The organism is Neobacillus phoenicis, assembly GCF_047302305.1.
Taxonomy (GTDB): Bacteria; Bacillota; Bacilli; order Bacillales; family Cytobacillaceae; genus Neobacillus.
Map to the genome: position 1 here is coordinate 2705720 of NZ_CP154847.1, position 18159 is coordinate 2723878.

General features: G+C 34.8%; 19 protein-coding genes. 11 read left to right on the plus strand and 8 right to left on the minus strand.

Going from position 1 to position 18159, the window contains the following annotated elements:
- Positions 1 to 81 precede the first annotated feature (81 nt).
- Together AA0X95_RS14060 and AA0X95_RS14065 are read left to right on the plus strand one after the other, a co-directional pair.
- Positions 82 to 222 carry a hypothetical protein gene (locus AA0X95_RS14060; RefSeq protein ID WP_413298792.1) on the plus strand — a complete coding sequence of 47 codons (141 nt, stop codon included), beginning with the start codon at positions 82 to 84 and terminating at the stop codon, positions 220 to 222.
- A 20-nt stretch (positions 223 to 242) separates the two neighbouring features.
- Positions 243 to 1778, plus strand: coding sequence for an amino acid permease (locus AA0X95_RS14065; protein WP_413298794.1), 1536 nt, complete (start codon positions 243 to 245; stop codon positions 1776 to 1778).
- Positions 1779 to 1826: 48 nt separating this feature from the next.
- Here AA0X95_RS14065 and AA0X95_RS14070 read toward each other — a convergent pair whose 3' ends face one another.
- A complete protein-coding gene (locus AA0X95_RS14070) occupies positions 1827 to 2063 on the minus strand; it encodes a hypothetical protein (protein WP_413298796.1) in 237 nt (78 codons plus the stop codon).
- 34 nt (positions 2064 to 2097) lie between these two features.
- The gene (locus AA0X95_RS14075; protein ID WP_413298798.1) at positions 2098 to 2787 is read right to left on the minus strand and encodes an aspartate/glutamate racemase family protein; all 690 of its coding nucleotides are present in this window, start codon (positions 2785 to 2787) and stop codon (positions 2098 to 2100) included.
- A 654-nt stretch (positions 2788 to 3441) separates the two neighbouring features.
- Here AA0X95_RS14075 and AA0X95_RS14080 point away from each other — a divergent pair.
- Entirely contained in the window at positions 3442 to 4164 is a 723-nt protein-coding gene (locus AA0X95_RS14080; RefSeq protein WP_413298800.1) for a DsbA family oxidoreductase, read from the plus strand.
- A gap of 64 nt (positions 4165 to 4228) precedes the next feature.
- Here the strand turns inward: AA0X95_RS14080 and AA0X95_RS14085 are convergent, their stop codons facing one another.
- Entirely contained in the window at positions 4229 to 4540 is a 312-nt protein-coding gene (locus AA0X95_RS14085) for a CotG/ExsB N-terminal domain-containing protein (RefSeq protein WP_413298802.1), read from the minus strand.
- Positions 4541 to 4739: 199 nt separating this feature from the next.
- Here AA0X95_RS14085 and AA0X95_RS14090 point away from each other — a divergent pair, with 199 nt between their 5' ends.
- A complete protein-coding gene (locus AA0X95_RS14090; protein ID WP_413298804.1) occupies positions 4740 to 5831 on the plus strand; it encodes a CotH kinase family protein in 1092 nt (363 codons plus the stop codon).
- Positions 5832 to 5902: 71 nt separating this feature from the next.
- Here AA0X95_RS14090 and AA0X95_RS14095 read toward each other — a convergent pair whose 3' ends face one another.
- The 4 genes from AA0X95_RS14095 to AA0X95_RS14110 all read right to left on the minus strand — a co-directional run bounded on the left by AA0X95_RS14095 (position 5903) and on the right by AA0X95_RS14110 (position 9802).
- A complete protein-coding gene (locus AA0X95_RS14095; protein WP_413298806.1) occupies positions 5903 to 6919 on the minus strand; it encodes an ABC transporter permease in 1017 nt (338 codons plus the stop codon).
- A complete protein-coding gene (locus tag AA0X95_RS14100) occupies positions 6916 to 7794 on the minus strand; it encodes an ABC transporter permease subunit (RefSeq protein WP_413298808.1) in 879 nt (292 codons plus the stop codon). The genes AA0X95_RS14095 and AA0X95_RS14100 overlap by 4 nt, the downstream gene beginning before the upstream one ends.
- 128 nt (positions 7795 to 7922) lie before the next feature.
- Complete coding sequence (locus AA0X95_RS14105) at positions 7923 to 8927, minus strand: hypothetical protein (protein ID WP_413298810.1); 1005 nt, start codon at positions 8925 to 8927, stop codon at positions 7923 to 7925.
- Positions 8924 to 9802 (minus strand): ABC transporter permease subunit, encoded by an 879-nt coding sequence (locus AA0X95_RS14110; RefSeq protein WP_413298811.1) that lies wholly within the window; start codon positions 9800 to 9802, stop codon positions 8924 to 8926. The genes AA0X95_RS14105 and AA0X95_RS14110 overlap by 4 nt, the downstream gene beginning before the upstream one ends.
- A gap of 179 nt (positions 9803 to 9981) precedes the next feature.
- Between AA0X95_RS14110 and AA0X95_RS14115 the strand changes: the two genes are divergently transcribed.
- From AA0X95_RS14115 to AA0X95_RS14135, 5 genes are all read left to right on the plus strand, one after another.
- Positions 9982 to 10839, plus strand: a complete 858-nt coding sequence (locus AA0X95_RS14115) for an ABC transporter permease subunit (protein ID WP_413298813.1) — start codon at positions 9982 to 9984, stop codon at positions 10837 to 10839.
- Between the two features lies 1 nt (position 10840).
- Positions 10841 to 11791, plus strand: coding sequence for an ABC transporter permease subunit (locus AA0X95_RS14120; protein ID WP_413298815.1), 951 nt, complete (start codon positions 10841 to 10843; stop codon positions 11789 to 11791).
- A gap of 54 nt (positions 11792 to 11845) precedes the next feature.
- On the plus strand, positions 11846 to 12781 hold the full coding sequence (locus tag AA0X95_RS14125; protein ID WP_413298817.1) for an ABC transporter permease subunit: 936 nt from the start codon (positions 11846 to 11848) through the stop codon (positions 12779 to 12781).
- Positions 12782 to 12837: 56 nt separating this feature from the next.
- Complete coding sequence (locus AA0X95_RS14130; RefSeq protein WP_413298819.1) at positions 12838 to 13005, plus strand: hypothetical protein; 168 nt, start codon at positions 12838 to 12840, stop codon at positions 13003 to 13005.
- Positions 13006 to 13241: 236 nt separating this feature from the next.
- The gene (locus AA0X95_RS14135; protein WP_413298821.1) at positions 13242 to 15398 is read left to right on the plus strand and encodes an EAL domain-containing protein; all 2157 of its coding nucleotides are present in this window, start codon (positions 13242 to 13244) and stop codon (positions 15396 to 15398) included.
- Positions 15399 to 15470: 72 nt separating this feature from the next.
- Here AA0X95_RS14135 and AA0X95_RS14140 read toward each other — a convergent pair whose 3' ends face one another.
- Complete coding sequence (locus tag AA0X95_RS14140; protein ID WP_413298823.1) at positions 15471 to 15779, minus strand: hypothetical protein; 309 nt, start codon at positions 15777 to 15779, stop codon at positions 15471 to 15473.
- Between the two features lie 151 nt (positions 15780 to 15930).
- On the opposite strand from AA0X95_RS14140, the gene AA0X95_RS14145 reads away from it, so the two are divergent.
- On the plus strand, positions 15931 to 16716 hold the full coding sequence (locus tag AA0X95_RS14145) for an HAD family hydrolase (RefSeq protein WP_413298825.1): 786 nt from the start codon (positions 15931 to 15933) through the stop codon (positions 16714 to 16716).
- A 209-nt stretch (positions 16717 to 16925) separates the two neighbouring features.
- Positions 16926 to 18155: a DUF438 domain-containing protein gene (locus AA0X95_RS14150; RefSeq protein WP_413298827.1), complete on the plus strand. Its 1230-nt coding sequence runs from the start codon at positions 16926 to 16928 to the stop codon at positions 18153 to 18155.
- Positions 18156 to 18159: the final 4 nt, after the last annotated feature.

Consider the following 18159-nt stretch of genomic DNA (forward strand, 5'->3'; position numbering starts at 1 on the left):
TTGAATTTTTCAGAATACTTATAGTAATAACTTGACCCATTTAGGTCTTTGTTTATTCCTTGTTTAAGGAGGTGACTGTGGATGGAGGTCTTCATTGGTATCGCTTTAGTCATCATTACACTTGCAGTTGGTTCGGCTATTGGCCTGAGAGCAAATAAAAATGTAAGAGCTTTTAAAGAGGAAGAACATGAGATTTTCGTAGGAAGTGATGAAAAAGTCTAAGCATGAAAGGAGATGTATCTATGAAAAATAAAGATCAACAAATGCTGGCTGATAAAAAACAGTTGAATCGCTATGGATATGCACAAGAACTACTTCGCGATATGGGTGGATTTTCAAACTTTGCCATTTCATTTTCAATCATTTCTATTTTAACTGGTGCAGTTTCTTTATATGGTCATGGATTACTGTATGGTGGACCTGGAATGATGGGATTCGGCTGGACCATCGTTGCCTTCTTTGTACTATTAATTGCGGCCTCTTTATCTGAGCTCGCTTCAGCGATTCCGACAGCAGGGGCCTTATATCACTGGGCTGCTGCCTTAAAAGGTACGAGAATTGGCTGGTATACTGCCTGGATCAATTTAATTGGTCAAATCGGAATCGTAGCAGGGATTGATTATTCTGTCGCCTTATTCGCTGATCCACTCCTAGCAACCATCTTCAATTATTCTTCTACCGATACTACTATTCTAATTGTTTTTGGCATCGTTCTCCTCTTACACGGAATCCTAAATCACGTGGGCATTAAAATCGTTGCAAAATTAAATGACTTTTCGGCTTGGTATCATATGGTTGTTGTTGCCATATTAGTTGTAAGTCTTGCCTTTTTTACAAAAGATGGGCTGCAGCCAATTGATTATTTATTCCAAGTTGGAACAACCTTCTCAGATAAACCCTATTTTCTTGCCTTTTTAATCGGATTATTGCAAGCACAATGGACTTTTACAGGCTATGATGCATCTGCTCATACGATTGAAGAGACTGTTCACCCAAGGGTAAGGGCACCCTGGGGAATCTTTAACTCAGTTGCATTTTCGTTTGTCTTTGGTTTTATCATGCTCTCATTTGTTACTCTTTCAATTCATGATGCGAATGGCGCGGTGAACTCTGATAATGCCTTTATCTATGTCATCAGCCAAGCATTAGGAGGCACATTTGGAAATATCGTTCTTTGGCTCGTTACTTTTGCCATGTTCTTCTGCGGTCTCTCTTCAATTACCTCGTTTTCACGCATGATGTATGCTTTTTCACGAGATAAGGGAATGCCGTTTAGCAGGCACTGGGCAGAAATTAGTCGAAAGTACCGGACACCAGCCAAAGCAATCTGGCTATCGGTTATTCTTTCTTTTGTCTTAGCTTTAATCGATTACATTACGAAGTTAATCAATCCCAATGTAGGGTATTCTACAATCGCATTTTTAACTGCAGTGAGTGTAGTTGGTTTATATGTGGCTTACGGAATTCCTATCTTTCTGAAATTAAGGGCCGAATCAAAAGGGATCTTCTTACCTAAACATTATGGTCCGTGGAGTTTAGGGAAATGGAGTAAACCAATTAATGTTATTAGCTTATTATGGATTCTCTTTATATGTATAATCATGGTGATTCCACCAAATCAAATGGCTGCCTACGCACTAGGAGGCATGTTTGTCATTCTAATCATCATGGACTTAGGTTATTACAAAAAGCACTTTAAAGGACCTCAAGCAGCATTAGAAAAATCAGTTGAAGAAATTAAAAGACTGGAAGAAGAATTCGAACATGAAAATCAGTAGAATAATGAAAAGAAGTGCCCTATTTGGTGTAGGGCACTTCTTTTTGCTTTAGCGAAATTGTGCTTGGTTTTTATATACATAGATTTTCTCTGCGATAAAGCTGAGGAAAATTCCAATAATAAACGGAACTAAAGAGCCTGTTTCAACGGAGAAACCATTTGCATTTTCCTCATATATATGATGAAACATTAACCATTCTACCTTAAAAAGATGTCCAATCGCATATAAAAAGACAGTTACTATAACAAACGTAGAAAAACCAACTAAAAATTTCTTAAAATTCATATTTTCCCTCCATATTGTTTATGAAAAATAAATGCTATTCAAGTGCTTTGTTAACCGCAGCAACAGCATGAATAGATGTAGTATCAAATAATGGTACAGTACAATTTTCTTGTTTTACCAATAAACCAATTTCGGTACAGCCTAGGATGATTCCTTCGGCTCCGTTTTCAATTAGATGATCAATAACTCTATTAAATGAAGATCTTGAGGGGGGAAGAATTTTCCCTAAGCATAATTCATTATAGATTATGGTATTTATCATGTCTCTTTCCAGGTCAGTGGGTATAAGAACCTTTAATCCTTGGTCTTCTAACCGTGATTTGTAAAAATCCTGCTCCATCGTATACTTGGTGCCGAGCAAGCCAATTGTTTTCAACCCATGCTTTTTAATTTGGTTAGCAGTTGCATCAGCAATATGTAAGATAGGGATATTTATGTTTCTTTGGATGGTATCTATAACTTTATGCATGGTGTTGGTACAAATGATAATGAAGTCGGCGCCGCTTTTTTCTAGGCTTTTTGCTGCATCAGCTAAAATTTTTCCGGCTCTAACCCAATCACCTTCAGATTGACACTTCTCAATCTCAGCGAAATTAACACTGTACAAGATACACTGAGCTGAATGCAATCCACCTAATCTCTTCTTAACTTCCTCGTTAATGATACGATAATACTCGATAGAAGATTCCCAACTCATTCCGCCAATTAAGCCGATGATTTTCATATGTTCCTCCTTTATATTTTCCTTTTAAAATGAAGACGATGAATGGAGAATAAAGTTTCAGCTTATTGTGAAAAGGTTATTTTTCTATTCTTCATATTAGACACGGGGGTCGTATAGAATTTTATTGTACAAACTTCCACTACAGGCATGATTACATTTACTGGGGCGTGAACGCCTACAAACTCTAAGTCGCCAACGTAAAATTGTGTGCAAAACATGATCATCCAAAACCCAAAGCCAATCAAAAAGCTAAATTCTTTTTCCAGCCTGGATGAAATACCATTCCCAATCCTTTTAATCCATCTAATCCAACCCATTTAGAAATATAGAAAGCTAACGGAAAGAAGAGTAGAGTGGACCCAAATTGAAGATATGGATTTCCAAGCTGAGCGGGAATTAAATTAAAATATAAATCTAAAATAAGAAAACCAATTATGCCTTGTAAAAAGTTTTTAATTAAAATACACCTCCGTGAAAAAGTAGTGAACTAGTTAATTTTACCTTTTTTAAAGGTAAAATCAACCAGTTTTTAATCCCTTTTGGTCAGATTGAATATTCTTTATTAGTGTTCATCCTAACTTGTAAGCACATTTTATTCGTTTTCAATCATCATATGTTACTATAGGACGTAATCGAAGAAAACGAGGTGTTGACATGAAAATTGAGGTTTGGTCAGATTATGTATGTCCGTTTTGTTATATTGGGAAGCGCAGATTAGAAGAAGCGTTAAACCAATTTCCACATAGAGATCAAGTTGAAGTTGAATTCAAAAGCTTTGAGCTAGATTCAAACTCACCAGAATATAGTGGTCAAAATATACATGAAGTGTTAGCAAAAAAATACGGTATGAGTATAGATCAAGCGAAACAAGCTAACAATGGAGTTGGACAACAGGCAGCAACAGTTGGATTAACTTTCAATTTTGAGGAAATGAAGCCAACGAATACGTTTGATGCACATCGCTTGGCAAAATTGGCGAAAGTAAAAGGGAAGGAACCACTGGTTTCTGAAAAGCTTCTTCAAGCTTATTTTACTGAAGGAAAAAATATCGGGGATTTCGACGCCTTGATTGCGATAGCTGAGGATGCAGGCATAGACCGAGAAGAAGTCTTACGCGTTTTGAATGACAAAAATGCATATGCCAGCGAAGTTCGTTCAGATGAATCGCTTGCCCAACAATATGGTGTACGCGGGGTTCCGTATTTTGTACTAAATTCAAAGTACGCGATATCTGGGGCACAGCCACTTGAAACATTCAAGGGTGCCTTGCAAAAAGTTTGGGAAGAAGAATCACCTAAACCTGTGTTTCAGGACTTATCGACAGCGGAAGATGTAAGCTGTGTAGATGGCAGTTGTGCAATTCCTGATAAGGATTAAACTAAAAAAGAAGCAGAGGGGAATCCATGCATGGAGTCACCCTCTTTTCTTTATAATAGACGTTTTATCGTCTTCGTACTCTTAATTTCCACATGTTTCCATTATCCCAATAGCATTTCTTTTGATGATTGCTGCTGTGGCTGCTCTGCCAACCAGATTTTATTTTAAAGCATTTGGTTGGATATCTTCTTGTCGTACAGCGCTTAGCAGATGTATGCCTTCTGGTTGTGTGTCTACTTGAATGCCGAGTAGTATTTCGACTAGAAGATGAAGTGCGACGATTACGGCTTGGTCCTCTAAACATGAAGTCTCCGAAACCACCACGACTTACCTCATCTGCAGCCCTTTGTATTTCCTCTGATGAAAATTCACTCATTTTAGCACCTCCTTTAAATATAGAAAAGGGAGTACGTTTGCTGATTATACATATACCTATAAACCTCACTCTTCTTTTACCAATTTACGTTTGTTAAGATATTTTTGAATGAGAAAAAAGCCTATAAAAGGAAAAATTGCTATCCAATCGTGACCACTACTCCTTTTTTTTCATACGAATAAATGAAGGAGGAATAAAAATGGACGAGGTGACAAAGGTACCTGAGTATAAACTTTTTATTAATCCCAATGACCTCAAGGAACTAAAGCGGGATATATGGAATGATGAACCTGTACCTGGACAGTTAACCATTGAAGGTAAGCGACTAGAGATTGATTTATGTTATCGAGGATCTCATATCAGAGACTTGGAGAAGAAATCCTATCAGATAGCATTCTATAAACCTAATCAATTTAGGGGTTCAAAAATTATTCATTTAAATGCAGAATATATGGATCCCTCACTCATTCGCAATAAATTATCCTTTGATTTCTTTTCAGACATTGGTGTTTTATCACCAAAATCTAGACATGTTTTTTTTACACAAAACGGTAAATCGGAAGGAGTTTACTTGGAAATTGAGTCAGTGGATGAAGATTTCTTGCGAAAAAGAAAGTTACCAAAAGGCAGCATTTTTTATGCCCTAGATGGGGACGCGAATTTTTCCCTGATGAGTGAATTAGACAAAAAAACCAAAAAATCCTTACGGTTGGGTTATGAAAAAAAATGTGGAGACAGACAAGAGGATTATTACTTAGAAGAAATGATCTTTAATATTAATACAATACCTAATAGTGAATTCGAAAGTGGAATACAAAAATTTATAAATATAGATAAATATCTTCGTTGGATTGCTGGAGTAATCTTTACCTCGAACTATGATGGATTTGTTCATAACTACGCTTTGTATCGAAACGGAGAGACTTGCCTTTTCGAAATTATTCCTTGGGATTATGATGCAACCTGGGGAAGGGATGTGAACGGAAAACCGATGGAAGCGAATTATGTTCCAATAGATGGGTTTAATACATTAACGGCAAGAATTTTGGGCGTAGATTCTTTCCGAAAACAGTATGTAAAATTGCTTAAAGAAATTATGACACAGCAATTCACATTAGACTATATGGTTCCAAGGGTGGAACGGTTGCTTGAATTGATTAGACCATATATCTTGAAGGATCCTTATAAAAATAAAGAAATAGAACAATTCGATAAAGAAATGGATGTAATAAAGGATTATATAATTGGAAGAAGGAATTACCTAAAAAGGATGATGGTAAGTTTAGAATAAAAATGTATTTTATCTATTAAAAAGGGACAGTCCCCCGCTGCTTTAAAGCGCTGGGGGACTGTCCCCATTTTTTACTTTAATTCCTTATGAAACGTGAAGTCATTTGCATTAAGGGAGTATGTTGGGCTTTGCTCTTTCATTTTTTTCTTCTTCTTTGATTTTTTCTTTTTGGACAGAATGCCTACGGAGTTAATGTCTAATGCCTCATCTAATTCTTTCTTAATCATGTTAATTATGAGGATTAAGATAAAGTAACAAGCGAGCGGGAAAAGCACTACCCAAGGCGACATATAGAATTCACGGTAATTCTGTCCAACTAGACCGGCCCATTCCTTAGATATGGAATTCAGAAGGGGCAATCCACGGACCTCTTCCTTTGAAACTCCCCCTATATATACCTGAAATGCACCTAAATACATCATAAGTAAAAGTGTACCAAGAAGCTGCTGAATAACCATTAAAAGTCCATATGAAGTCAAATAGGGCTTAATCTGAGTTTTTAACACATGTAAATGATTCCCCCCCATTAAATACGAACACTGGATAAACGTTTTCTTTTTTAATTCATCAACAATGTCTACAGTCATAAACAGTACAGAAGGAATCCCCATAATCACAAGAATGATAATCTGATAGATCATTACACTATAAATTGAATCTTTAATATAGTTTGTAGAAACAGGATACATCAACACTAAAGTAATAAGGATAGGTGGTACTAAATTGAAGACAACAAGAAAATCCTTTACAAGCGGAAGCAAACGTTTCAACCATAAGGAAAATAATAAACCGAGAACGCTCCCTATTAACACTCGAAAAAGGGTAACACCAAACGCAGTTAGTAGTGTGAATTTTGCCCCGTAAATCATCATATAAAGAATATCTGCACCATTCCGATCAGAGCCTAAAAGGTAATGAAAGGAAGGTGGTATAGGAGGGACTCCGATTAAATTTCCTTTTTTATCATATAGGTAACTCACCTTATTAAAATCCGCAGGTCCATAGTATGGATATAGTAAACTGGCAATAAGAATGATACTTAGAATAGACAATCCAACAATGGTCTTTTTATATTTTTGAAGTTTCATATACTGCTAGTTCCTTTTCTATTTTTTGACAACATCACAATTTTGGCAATGATATTAGCGATAATAACAGGGACAGCAAAAAGGAGGAAACCAAAAACAAATGAGATCGCTTTTGTTCCATACATGGAACGTAACACATCCACATACCCGTGTATGTTAAATAGGTATTCAACTACAATAATACTTGATAATAGAAACCAAATAATGGTTCTTAAGTGGATGAGTAATAAAGGAATAATGTTGCGGATGATATGTTTCATGTAAATGGTTTTTAATGGTGTCCCTTTCGCTCTTGCAAATAATACATAATCTTGTTGTTCTTCATTCGCAAACTCTCTTAATAAAAATTGGACTAAGAAAATAGTAGGTACAAAACTAACAATAACAATTGGCATGAAATATGGCTCGGTATAATTCCCACCGTATAATTGAAATAGCTTTATGTGAAAAGTTTTATATAAAAATATCACTAGATATTGAAGTAAGAAGACAATAAGTAAGTCTGGTGCTGTCGTTGTAAAATCGATAAAACCACTTAGCCGCTTCCGAAAAGATAAGGGCATCAACATAATGGTGGTGGCCACAAACATCCCAATCAGTATGACTATGAGAAGTGAAACGGATAATATGGTCATTGTATAAAAATACTTGTCCATACCATCGCCTTCAAAAAACCTTAATATGGAAGGGTATTCATCAACATGAATCAACCATGTTAAGTTATTCAAAACATATTCCTTATATTGGCTAAAGTGAAATTCAATGCTCTTTTGATATACATTGAATACTAATAGAAATGGAATGTTTAATAAACAAATAAAGCCAGCAAGCATGGCAATCAATCTCACTGGAAGATAGGCTACTTTTTTTATCAACCCACTCAAACCTTTCTAACTATTTTTAATTGCAAGAATAAATATATCCTACATTCAGACTAATTTCCACAATGTTGTAAAAAAAGAGTGGCAGGCACATTGGCGACTGTCACTCTTTCTGAAGGACGCTAGCTCATTTCTCTTTGTAATGTAAAGTCAGTAGCAACAATCGTAGTTTTGCCCTGGTCTTGTTTTTGTTGAACTTTTTTGATTTTTTTCTTTTTAAGTTTAAAACCTAATGAGTTAATATCCATCGTTTCTTCAAGTTCTTTCTTAATCATAGTAACAATAAGAATGAGAATGAAGTAGCAAATTAGTGGGATATAGACAAGGTAGGGTGCACGATAAAATTCATCAAAGTTTTGGCCTATAAGCCCGGCCCATTCTTTTGAGTTTGAATTAAAGGTTTCCACCCCCCGAACATTGTCCTTTGATACTCCACCAATATAAATTTTAAATACTCCAAGATACATGATAAGGATAAAGGTATTCAGTAATTGTTGAACTGCGATCAATACTCCGTAGGAAGAAAGAAACGGCTTAATCTGTTTTTTTAATACATGAAAATGACTTCCCCCCATCAAATATGATGTAAGGATAAACGATTTCTTAGTAAGTTCCTCGATGATTTCTGAGGTTGTGACTATGACAGAAGGAATTCCAACAATTGCTAAGATGACAATCTGGTATAACATAATCCCATAAATAGCATCTTTCATATAAAAAGAAACTCTTGCCATTAGGACTAGGGTAATAATAATGGGTGGAACTATTTTATAAACGATTAAAAAATCCTTAACGACGGGAAGGAGCGGTTTCAACCAAAAGGAAAAAATTATTCCAATTAGACCTCCAAACAAAACTCTTAGTATAGTAACACCTATGGCTATTAAAATGGTAAATTTAGCACCATATAAGATCATTAGCAGTAAACTCGATCCATTCCGATCTGTTCCTAAAAGGTAAAAGGAGGAAGGAGGTATGGGGGGAACACCCACTAAATCCCCTTTATTGTCATATAAGAAAAAAACTTTGTCGAAATCCGCCGGGCCGTATAGTGGGTACATAAGACTAATAATTAGGACAATCAATAAAAAAGATAAACCGAAAAACGTCTTTTTGTATTTTTTCATATACTAGTGGTTTCCTTTCTTTTCATTAAGATTTTCACCACATATCCTACTGCACTTACAATTACAAGTGGTAGAGAGAAAAGGAGAAGTCCTACTACAAAAAGAACGACCCTTGTTCCATACATGTAAGTGAGAGCTGCACTATAGCCCTTGATATTAAGAATTCGTTCTATTACATAAATACTTGAGAGCATAAACCAGACTATGTATTTTAAATGTATGAGTATTAATGGGATAATGTTTCGAAAAATATGTTTGAGATAAATCGTCCGTAATGGCAGGCCCTTAGCTCTTGCAAACAGTACATAATTCTGGTGTTCTTCTGTTGAATACTCTTTTAAAATGAGCTGAGTTAAAAAGATTGTGGGAACAAAAATAATAATGAAGATCGGTATAAAATAGGGTTCAGTTTCCACTCCTCCATATAGTCGGAAAATTTTTAGATGATAGGTCCTGTTCATGTAAAACACAAGGTACATCAGGAGGGCGATAATAAGTAAGTCAGGAATTGTAGTGGTGAAATCAATAAAACCTTTGAACCTCTTTTGAACGGACAAAGGTAAAAGCATAATTCCTGTTGCGATAGTCAAACTTAGTATGATGACAATGAGTAGAGAAGCCCCAAGAATCGTCATGGAATATAGATATTTATGAAAACCATCCCCTTCAAAAAAACGTAAGATCCAAGGGTACTCGTCTAGGTGTGTAAACCAAGTTTGGTTACTTACAACATATTCCTTAAAAAAACTAAACCTAATATCAATTTTTATCTGATATGGATTAAATGTTAAAAGGATAGGTAAATTCACAGCTGAAATAAAACCTACTAGAATAACTATTAATCTTATTGGTAAAAAAAATTTCTTACTATACAAGGTCACCAGCCCTTTCTTCCAATGATTTCTCGTATTTACAAATATATCGCAGGAAAATAAGAAATTCCACAATTTAGAAAATTTTATAAATATATCCTCAAACCCTGTAACTATCTAACTGAATCTTTCGTCTATTAGGAATGCGAAAGAACTCAAATACTTTTACAGAGGATGATGTTATGAAAGGTATAAATATGGTTAAAAGATTGTTCTTACTCATTGTTCAGTGTCTTGTCGGGGTTGAAGTACTAATATTAATTGCTGTTTTCCCAGAGTTATTTAAAAATTTAACCTTTAACGGTTCTCAATATCTGCAAGCTGTTTATGATTTAAATATAAAGTTATTTACGTTTGGGGATTTCTTATTATGGGACCAGAAGAATTCTGTATTTCCGGTTATTTTTTATAAATACATGGATTCGATGAAAATGTTAGGTTTAAGCTTTTTAACAGCCTGTTTGATTGCCTTCATAATTGCGTATGTGGGTCTTATATTTTTCAAAAGTAAATTAAAGTATATTAAAAGCTTCCTAGAGATTCTCGAGTCTATACCTGACCTAATGATTATTTTGTTACTTCAATTTGCAGTTATCATAGTTTATAAGAAAACTGGTATTAAGCTTGCCCAAGTTGTTACCGTAAGAGAAGAAGCGATTCTTCTCCCAGTCATCAGTTTAAGTGTCCCTATCAGTCTATACATAACAAAAGTACTAATTCATTATATTGAAGAAGTATTAGAGAAACATTATGTCATGCTGGCTAAAGCAAAAGGCTTTACCTTTTCCTATATCCTAAATGTCCATGTACTAAGAAATATTGCTGATGGTATGTTCGGAACATCAAAAATGATATTCTGGTCTATGCTTTCAACTCTATTAGTGATTGATTACTTGTTTAATATGAATGGCCTGCTTCGAGTGATGTTAACTGCTGCAGATCCATTTATTATCGGATGCATCCTCATCTTCATCCCATTTTTTGTAGTTTATCGGATTTATGAATGGGTAAGTTTTGAAAACAGAAAGGATACACAATAATATGCTAGTTTTTTTGTTGAAAAGGAAAAGGTTCCTATTCAGTGCCCTGTTTCTTATCGTACTATTTACTGGGAGTATTATTCATACTGTATTTAATGACGGAGAAATCAGCCAAGTAAAATTTCACACTGATAAGAAGGGAAATATAATAGATTCACCACCATATCCTCCATTAACTGAGTTCTTCTTTGGTTCGGAAAGATACGGATATGATCTTGGTCAAATTGTGCTGGAAGGAGCAAAATGGACGATTGGTGTTACTTTCATTGTAGTTATTTTCAGAATGGTAATTTCCATTTTTTTAAGTTCATTCATTTATTCATTAAATAATAGAATGTATAACGGATTGAAAACTATATTTGAGCCATTTTCAGTTGTTCCACAAACTATCATTGCTTACTTTATTCTTTATAGTGTGTTATGGATGCCGATAGACGGATTTCCTCAACCTTTTTGGCAACGTGCCATTTTTGAAACATTTATTCTTGTCATTATTGCCATTCCCAACTTGACCATCCATCTTTCTTCTGAGATGAGGTTGGTGAAACAAGAAACATTTATTGAGGCATCTAAAATTCTGGGTTCGAGTAAACTGTATATTTTCTTTAAACATATTATTCCACACGTTTATGAAAAATGGATCTTACTGTTTGGTCAGCAGTTTATCCAAACATTGCAGTTACTTGCACACCTAGGCTTTATGAAGCTTTTTTTCGGAGGGACATTTGTACCATATGGCGGCCCAATAGAGGAACCTCCACATTCAGTTTCGTATGAATGGTCTGGTTTAGTTGGTGGTAATATCAGCTACCTCTATAATGACCAATGGATAGTTTTAGTTCCTATTGTTTTCTTTATAACTACCGCCATTTGTGTTGCATTGGTCAATGATTCATTTAAAGACTACTTTCAAAATAAGAATGTTATTCAATTAAAGAAAAACGTAAAATAAAGCCTTGTTCATGTGGTTAAGAAGGCAAGATAGAAAAAAGAAAGGATAACCGCTATGATCTTTTTATTAAAAAGAAAGCGGTTCCTAATAAGTGTAATATTTCTAACTGCATTATTTACAGGGAGTATCCTAAACACCTTACTTAATGATGGGCAAATCAGACAGGTTAGATTTCATTCAGATGAAAAGGGAAATATTGTGGATCGTCCCCCGTATGCACCGTTAACAGAGTATATATTTGGTTCTGACCGATTCGGCTTTGATTTAGGTCATTTGTTGGTTGAAGGGGCAAAATGGACAATTGGCATTACTTTCACAATCGTCATTTTAAGGATGTTTAGTTCAATTGTATTGGCGTCCTTCATTTATCCTTTAAACAATAGGATTTATAAAGGTATAAAAACCATTTTTGAACCCTTTTTTGTCGTTCCTCAAACGATTATTGCTTACTTTATTTTGTTCAGTGTTTTATGGATGCCCCTAGACGGCTTCCATACACCTTTTTGGTTACGAGCATCCTTCCAAGTCTTTATACTGGTAATCATCGCCATTCCTAACTTAACGATTCACATTTCAAGTGAAATGCGGCATGTGGAAAAGGAAGATTTTATTGAAGTTTCAAGAACACTTGGTTCTAGTAAACCCAATATCTTTTTTAAACATATTATTCCTCATGTGTACGAAAAATGGATTATCTTATTTGGCCAACAATTTATTCAAGTATTGCAGCTTCTTGCCCATCTTGGATTTATGAAACTTTTTTTTGGAGGAACCCACTATCCGGACGATGACACACCTCCTCGGACAATTTCCTATGAATGGTCCGGTGTGATTGGTGGAGATATTAGTTATCTCTACTCACCGCAGCCGTGGATTGTCTTAGTGCCAATTGGGTTCTTTATTGTGACTGCCATATGTGTAGCACTAATTAATCAATCTATTCACGCTTATTTTGAACATAAAACGATGGTTCGTTTAAACAAAAGATAAAAAATTGAGGTAAATAGGAACATAGGAGAATAGGTTATATAAAAAGGGGGGGGAAAATGCTACGAAATGTTATCATGGTGAGGGATGATGAAGAAAGCGTGAAACAAGCCATAAGAGAAATCCTGCGTTCAAAAAATAAGGGTCATGAGGTGGCACTTGATTTAACGAGAATCAAAGATAAAGCAAGGAAGACGGAAATTATGAAGCGGTTAACAAAATATTAAAGGAGGTTATCTTAATAAAGATGCCTCTATTTTTTTTGAATAAGAGTGGGTATTTTGAACTATTCTTAAATTTTGCAAATATTATTAAAAATTTATTGTTATAGAAGCATAATTTCATTATACTTTAGTAAACCGAATTATTCTTACAATATTATACATAGTTACATTTATTAAAGTTTATTAATATATTATTGTATAAATATGGTATTTATTGGGCTACAGGGGGTTTTTTGTGAATGATGGAGGAGATTTCCTTTGGCATCTTAGATGTGTTTTTTATTTTCTTATTATGTATTGTAGTTGTTTTTTGCATTATTACCTCCAAAAGGTTCTCTAAGCAGAAAAAACAACTTCAATTAAATGAGCAGTACTATAAATCTTTGTTTGAACAAAACCCAGACGTAGTGATTACCTTTGACTTAAATGGAATGTTTATTAGTGCGAATAAAGCTGTATCTTCCATATTTGGCTATTCACTTGATGACTTGATTAATAAACCATTTACCCCCCTTATTGTTCCCAATGACTTGGAAAGAGCATTATTACAATTTAATACATCGGTAAATGGCAAATCTACTAATTATGAATGTTCCGTTTTTGATAAAAGTGGAAAGCTAAGGAAGATAAACGTAACCAATATACCCATTTATTTAAATAAAAAAATTACAGGTGTCTATTCTATTATTAAAGACATAACTGAACATAATAGTGCACAAATTAATTTAATAGAAGCAGAAGCAAAATATAGGAGTCTTGTAGAAAATTCACAGGTTGGGGTTTACATTTTACAAGGCGGTAAGATTGTTTATGTGAATCCACGATTATGTGAGATGACAGGCTATGCGTACAATGAATTCATTGGATTCAATTTAACAAACTTAATTTTACCAGAGGATTTACCATCGGTTCAGGAAAATGTTCAAAAGTTGTTTACCAATGAAAGGATAAGTATGACTGATCAATTTAGAATAATTTGTAAGGATAAAAGAATTGTTTCTCTAGAAGTATTCGGATCAAAAATTGAATATGAAGGAAAAGATGCAATAATTGGAACCATTATTGATATCACTGATCGAAAAAATACCGAACAAATGATAAAACATATGGCTTACCATGATCAGTTAACTGACCTTCCCAATCGATATCTGTTAAAGGAAAAGATGGATGAATTAATTAGAGAATCAAGTGAAAATAATAACGTATTTGCTTTATTGTTTCTCGATTTAGATCGTTTTAAAATTGTCAATGATACAATGGGCCATGAAATAGGCGATAAATTACTTATTGAGGTCTCAGCTAGATTAAGAGATTGCTTAGATGAAAAAGATATTATATCTAGATATGGAGGGGATGAATTTACGATTCTTCTTCCAATGTCTAATGTCGACCGAGCTCGGGAAGTAGCAAAAAGTATCTTAATTAGCTTATCTAACCCGCTGCAACTAAATTATCACGAAGTCTTTGTTACTCCTAGTATAGGAATCAGCATGTTTCCTGACCATGGGTTTACATACGATATGCTCATTAAACATGCAGACTTAGCAATGTACTTTGCAAAAAGCTTAGGGAAAAATAATTATCAATTTTACACCAATGATTTAATAGATCAATCACAATACGAGTTAGATTTGGAAATCAAATTGAGGAAGGGACTGGAACGGAATGAATTCATTTTATACTACCAGCCACAATTCAATCTACATACCAATCAGATCATAGGAGCGGAAGCGTTGATTCGTTGGGACCACCCAGAAAAGGGGCTGATTTCCCCCGCAGAGTTTATCCCAGTAGCTGAGGAAACCGGTCTTATTATTCAATTAGGTGAATGGGCATTAAGGACAGCTTGCTACCAAAACAAGAAATGGCAGGATGAGGGATTGCCACCTATCACGATCGCAGTAAACATATCGGCTAAACAATTTTTTCAATCAAACTTAGCTGAAATCGTCGAGAAGATACTTTTTGAAACAGATCTTGAAGCAAAGTATTTAGAGCTTGAAATAACAGAAAGTATGACAATGGACGTTGAACGCGCTATAACAACACTGGTTGAATTAAAGAAAATTGGTGTGAAAGTAAGTATGGATGACTTTGGCACAGGGTACAGTTCGCTTAATTATCTTAAACGGTTTCCAATTGATAAACTAAAAGTAGATCAATCCTTCATACGTGATAGTACAACAGACCCGAATGATGAGACCATTGTAAAAACGATCATTGCGATGGCTCACAACTTAAAACTACAGGTTATCGCGGAGGGCGTGGAAACAAAAGAACATGTCTATTTTCTACTTGAACAAAAATGCACCGAAGCACAAGGGTATTTTTTCAGCAAACCAGTATCCACTGAAGAATTTGAAAAATTTTATATTATAGCGGAAAATCAAAGGTAAGATTAAATCTACATAGTAAAAGGCAATGATTTCAAGTATTGGAATCATTGCCTTTTTTTACTATTTTTTCTACTATTGCGTCAAACGTTCGAGTACTTTTTCTACAAAGTTTGCATGATTGATATCTAAATCCAATATTTCATTTCTAAAAGATTTAAAACGCCCATTCGCTACTTCCAGTGTAAAGTACCCTCTTGGACTTAGTAGGTTAATATCACCAATAATATTTTTCCCACGTTCAGGATCAAATAAATGTACTAAGTTAGGATTGCTTGGATGTGGTCTGAACATACACCCCTGTTCCACGCAAACTCTTACGATATTACGTACCTTCGGATGAGTGATACTCTCAATTTTCTTATTAACTTCAATGCTGACCATATTGTATCCTCCTTTCCCATCTTAAAACAATATGAGGGTAGAGGGTGTTACATTCCTGTTAATGCATTTAATTGTCAGAAACTTTAGTCTTCATGTGCGAGGGATTTAATGATAAACTATTAAAAAATCATAAATCGAAACGAGGACAAAAATGATAAAAGCCATTTTTTTTGATTTAGATGATACGCTACTTTGGGACCAAAAAAGTGTAAAAGAAGCCTTTGCATCAACATGTAGATTAGCAGAGGAGAGGTATGCCATTTCTGCAGATCAACTTGAGGAAGCTGTTCGTGAAGCAGCTAGGAACTTATATTCTTCCTATGAAACGTTTCCGTTTACACAAATGATTGGTATTAATCCTTTTGAAGGGTTATGGGGGAATTTTTTAGATGATACGGAAGAGTTTAAGAAAATGAAAGAAATTGTACCCACCTATCGAAAAGATGCGTGGACATTAGGATTATCAGCAATGGGTATCGATGATTCTGAATTTGGGGTTGAGTTAGCAGAACGGTTCCCCCAGGAGCGGCGTAACCTACCATTTGTCTATGATGAAACGTTTAAAATTCTAGATGGATTAAAGGGAAACTATCAACTTCTTCTATTAACAAACGGATCCCCTGATCTTCAAAATACAAAACTAGCTATAACACCTGAGTTAGTTCCATATTTTGATCATATTGTTATTTCCGGTGATTTCGGTCGAGGTAAGCCGGATCCTTCAATATTCGAGCATGCCTTATCACGTATGTCTTTGAAAAAGGACGAAGTTATAATGGTTGGTGATAACCTAATGACCGATATTCTTGGCGCAAACCGTGCAGGGATAAAAACAGTTTGGATTAACCGTCATGAAAAACAACGAAATGAAGTCATTCCTACTTTTGAAATTAAACATTTGGAAGAACTTTATCCTGTTTTAGAAGAATTAAAATGAAGCTAAAAAATATTTATTTAAAAGGACACTGCCATATATGTGAGCAGTGTCTTTTATTATCAGGATAATCACGAGCTATGTTCTTAAAGTTTTCACATTTATAACTATAACAATGATGTTAATCACTTTCAGCTTAATATCTAAATGCTAAGTTATTAATGCGATACCTTTAACAACAGTATTTAGCAACAGTGAAGGAGAGTCCTGAAATGAGTGAAATTATTAATAATCGTGAACAACTAATGACTAAAAATACAGACCGTCTTACCATATTAATAGGAATCTTCCAAGATCTTCATAACGGAAGAAATTTAGATGAAGTAAAAGCTCATTTTGATGCATTGATAGGGAAAATTACATTGGATGAAATCACACAGCTCCAACATGAATTTTCAGAAGAGGGAAGTATTCCAAAAGCTGAGTTAAAGCGTATTTATCAGGAACATAGTGCCCTATTTCATGGATCAATTGAAAGAGAAAATAATTTGGAAAAGCCAGAGGATCTACCAGGGCATCCAGTTCATACGTTTAAACTGGAAAATAGAGAAATTGAAAAACTGCTTCAACAACAAGTTCAAGTCCATGTGGATGAGTTTGTAAGATACGATTCATCCGAAAACATTTACCATCTGCTGCAGGATTTGAATCTCTTATTAGACATTGATAAGCACTACAGTCGTAAAGAGAACTTACTATTTCCTTATTTAGAAAAGTTCGGAATCTTTGGACCGACTACAAATATGTGGAAAATTGATGATTTTATTCGCGATGCAATTAAAGAAGCAAAACAAAAATTAGCCAGTTATCAAGGTGAAAGGCAGGAGGTCCTTGGGGTCCTGAATTTTATCATAGAAGAAGTAACTGGAATGATTTATAAGGAAGAGAACATCCTTTTTCCAATGGCTTTAAAAAATTTATCTGAGGATGAGTGGATAAAAATTGCTCATGAAAGTGATGAGATAGGCTTTTGTTTAACAGGACCTGCGGAAGAATGGAAGCCAGAGAGAAAAGCCTTAGCCGAGAATGCTATAACCGAAGGCTATATTATGATGGAAACAGGAATTTTATCTTTAAAGCAATTAGAACTGCTATTAAACCACTTACCAGTTGATATTACATTTATTGATCATGAAGATGTCGTTCGTTATTTTTCCCACGGAAAAGAAAGAATTTTCGCCCGTACAAAAGCTGTCATCGGACGTACAGTTCAGAATTGTCATCCACCAAGAAGTGTGCATGTGGTAGAAGAATTATTGGCAGATTTTAAAGCGGGGATAAAAGACAGTGAGGATTTCTGTATCAAGTTCCTAGATAAATATGTATATATACGTTATTTTGCTGTACGGGATGAGAAAGGAAGCTACATCGGTACACTAGAATTTACACAGAATATTGATCCGATAAAAGCCATTGATGGTGAAAAACGAATCCTCTCCTAAATAC

What these genes read in the sequence shown, in the direction of transcription:
- AA0X95_RS14085 (WP_413298802.1), bottom strand. Translation starts at nt 4,540, where the DNA reads ATGAGTGAATTTTCATCAGAGGAAATACAAAGGGCTGCAGATGAGGTA.
- AA0X95_RS14150 (WP_413298827.1), top strand. Translation starts at nt 16,926, where the DNA reads ATGAGTGAAATTATTAATAATCGTGAACAACTAATGACTAAAAATACA.
- AA0X95_RS14145 (WP_413298825.1), top strand. Translation starts at nt 15,931, where the DNA reads ATGATAAAAGCCATTTTTTTTGATTTAGATGATACGCTACTTTGGGAC.
- AA0X95_RS14095 (WP_413298806.1), bottom strand. Translation starts at nt 6,919, where the DNA reads ATGAAACTTCAAAAATATAAAAAGACCATTGTTGGATTGTCTATTCTA.
- AA0X95_RS14140 (WP_413298823.1), bottom strand. Translation starts at nt 15,779, where the DNA reads ATGGTCAGCATTGAAGTTAATAAGAAAATTGAGAGTATCACTCATCCG.
- AA0X95_RS14115 (WP_413298813.1), top strand. Translation starts at nt 9,982, where the DNA reads ATGAAAGGTATAAATATGGTTAAAAGATTGTTCTTACTCATTGTTCAG.
- AA0X95_RS14125 (WP_413298817.1), top strand. Translation starts at nt 11,846, where the DNA reads ATGATCTTTTTATTAAAAAGAAAGCGGTTCCTAATAAGTGTAATATTT.
- AA0X95_RS14080 (WP_413298800.1), top strand. Translation starts at nt 3,442, where the DNA reads ATGAAAATTGAGGTTTGGTCAGATTATGTATGTCCGTTTTGTTATATT.
- AA0X95_RS14130 (WP_413298819.1), top strand. Translation starts at nt 12,838, where the DNA reads ATGCTACGAAATGTTATCATGGTGAGGGATGATGAAGAAAGCGTGAAA.
- AA0X95_RS14070 (WP_413298796.1), bottom strand. Translation starts at nt 2,063, where the DNA reads ATGAATTTTAAGAAATTTTTAGTTGGTTTTTCTACGTTTGTTATAGTA.
- AA0X95_RS14075 (WP_413298798.1), bottom strand. Translation starts at nt 2,787, where the DNA reads ATGAAAATCATCGGCTTAATTGGCGGAATGAGTTGGGAATCTTCTATC.
- AA0X95_RS14065 (WP_413298794.1), top strand. Translation starts at nt 243, where the DNA reads ATGAAAAATAAAGATCAACAAATGCTGGCTGATAAAAAACAGTTGAAT.
- AA0X95_RS14135 (WP_413298821.1), top strand. Translation starts at nt 13,242, where the DNA reads ATGATGGAGGAGATTTCCTTTGGCATCTTAGATGTGTTTTTTATTTTC.
- AA0X95_RS14120 (WP_413298815.1), top strand. Translation starts at nt 10,841, where the DNA reads ATGCTAGTTTTTTTGTTGAAAAGGAAAAGGTTCCTATTCAGTGCCCTG.
- AA0X95_RS14060 (WP_413298792.1), top strand. Translation starts at nt 82, where the DNA reads ATGGAGGTCTTCATTGGTATCGCTTTAGTCATCATTACACTTGCAGTT.
- AA0X95_RS14090 (WP_413298804.1), top strand. Translation starts at nt 4,740, where the DNA reads ATGGACGAGGTGACAAAGGTACCTGAGTATAAACTTTTTATTAATCCC.
- AA0X95_RS14105 (WP_413298810.1), bottom strand. Translation starts at nt 8,927, where the DNA reads ATGAAAAAATACAAAAAGACGTTTTTCGGTTTATCTTTTTTATTGATT.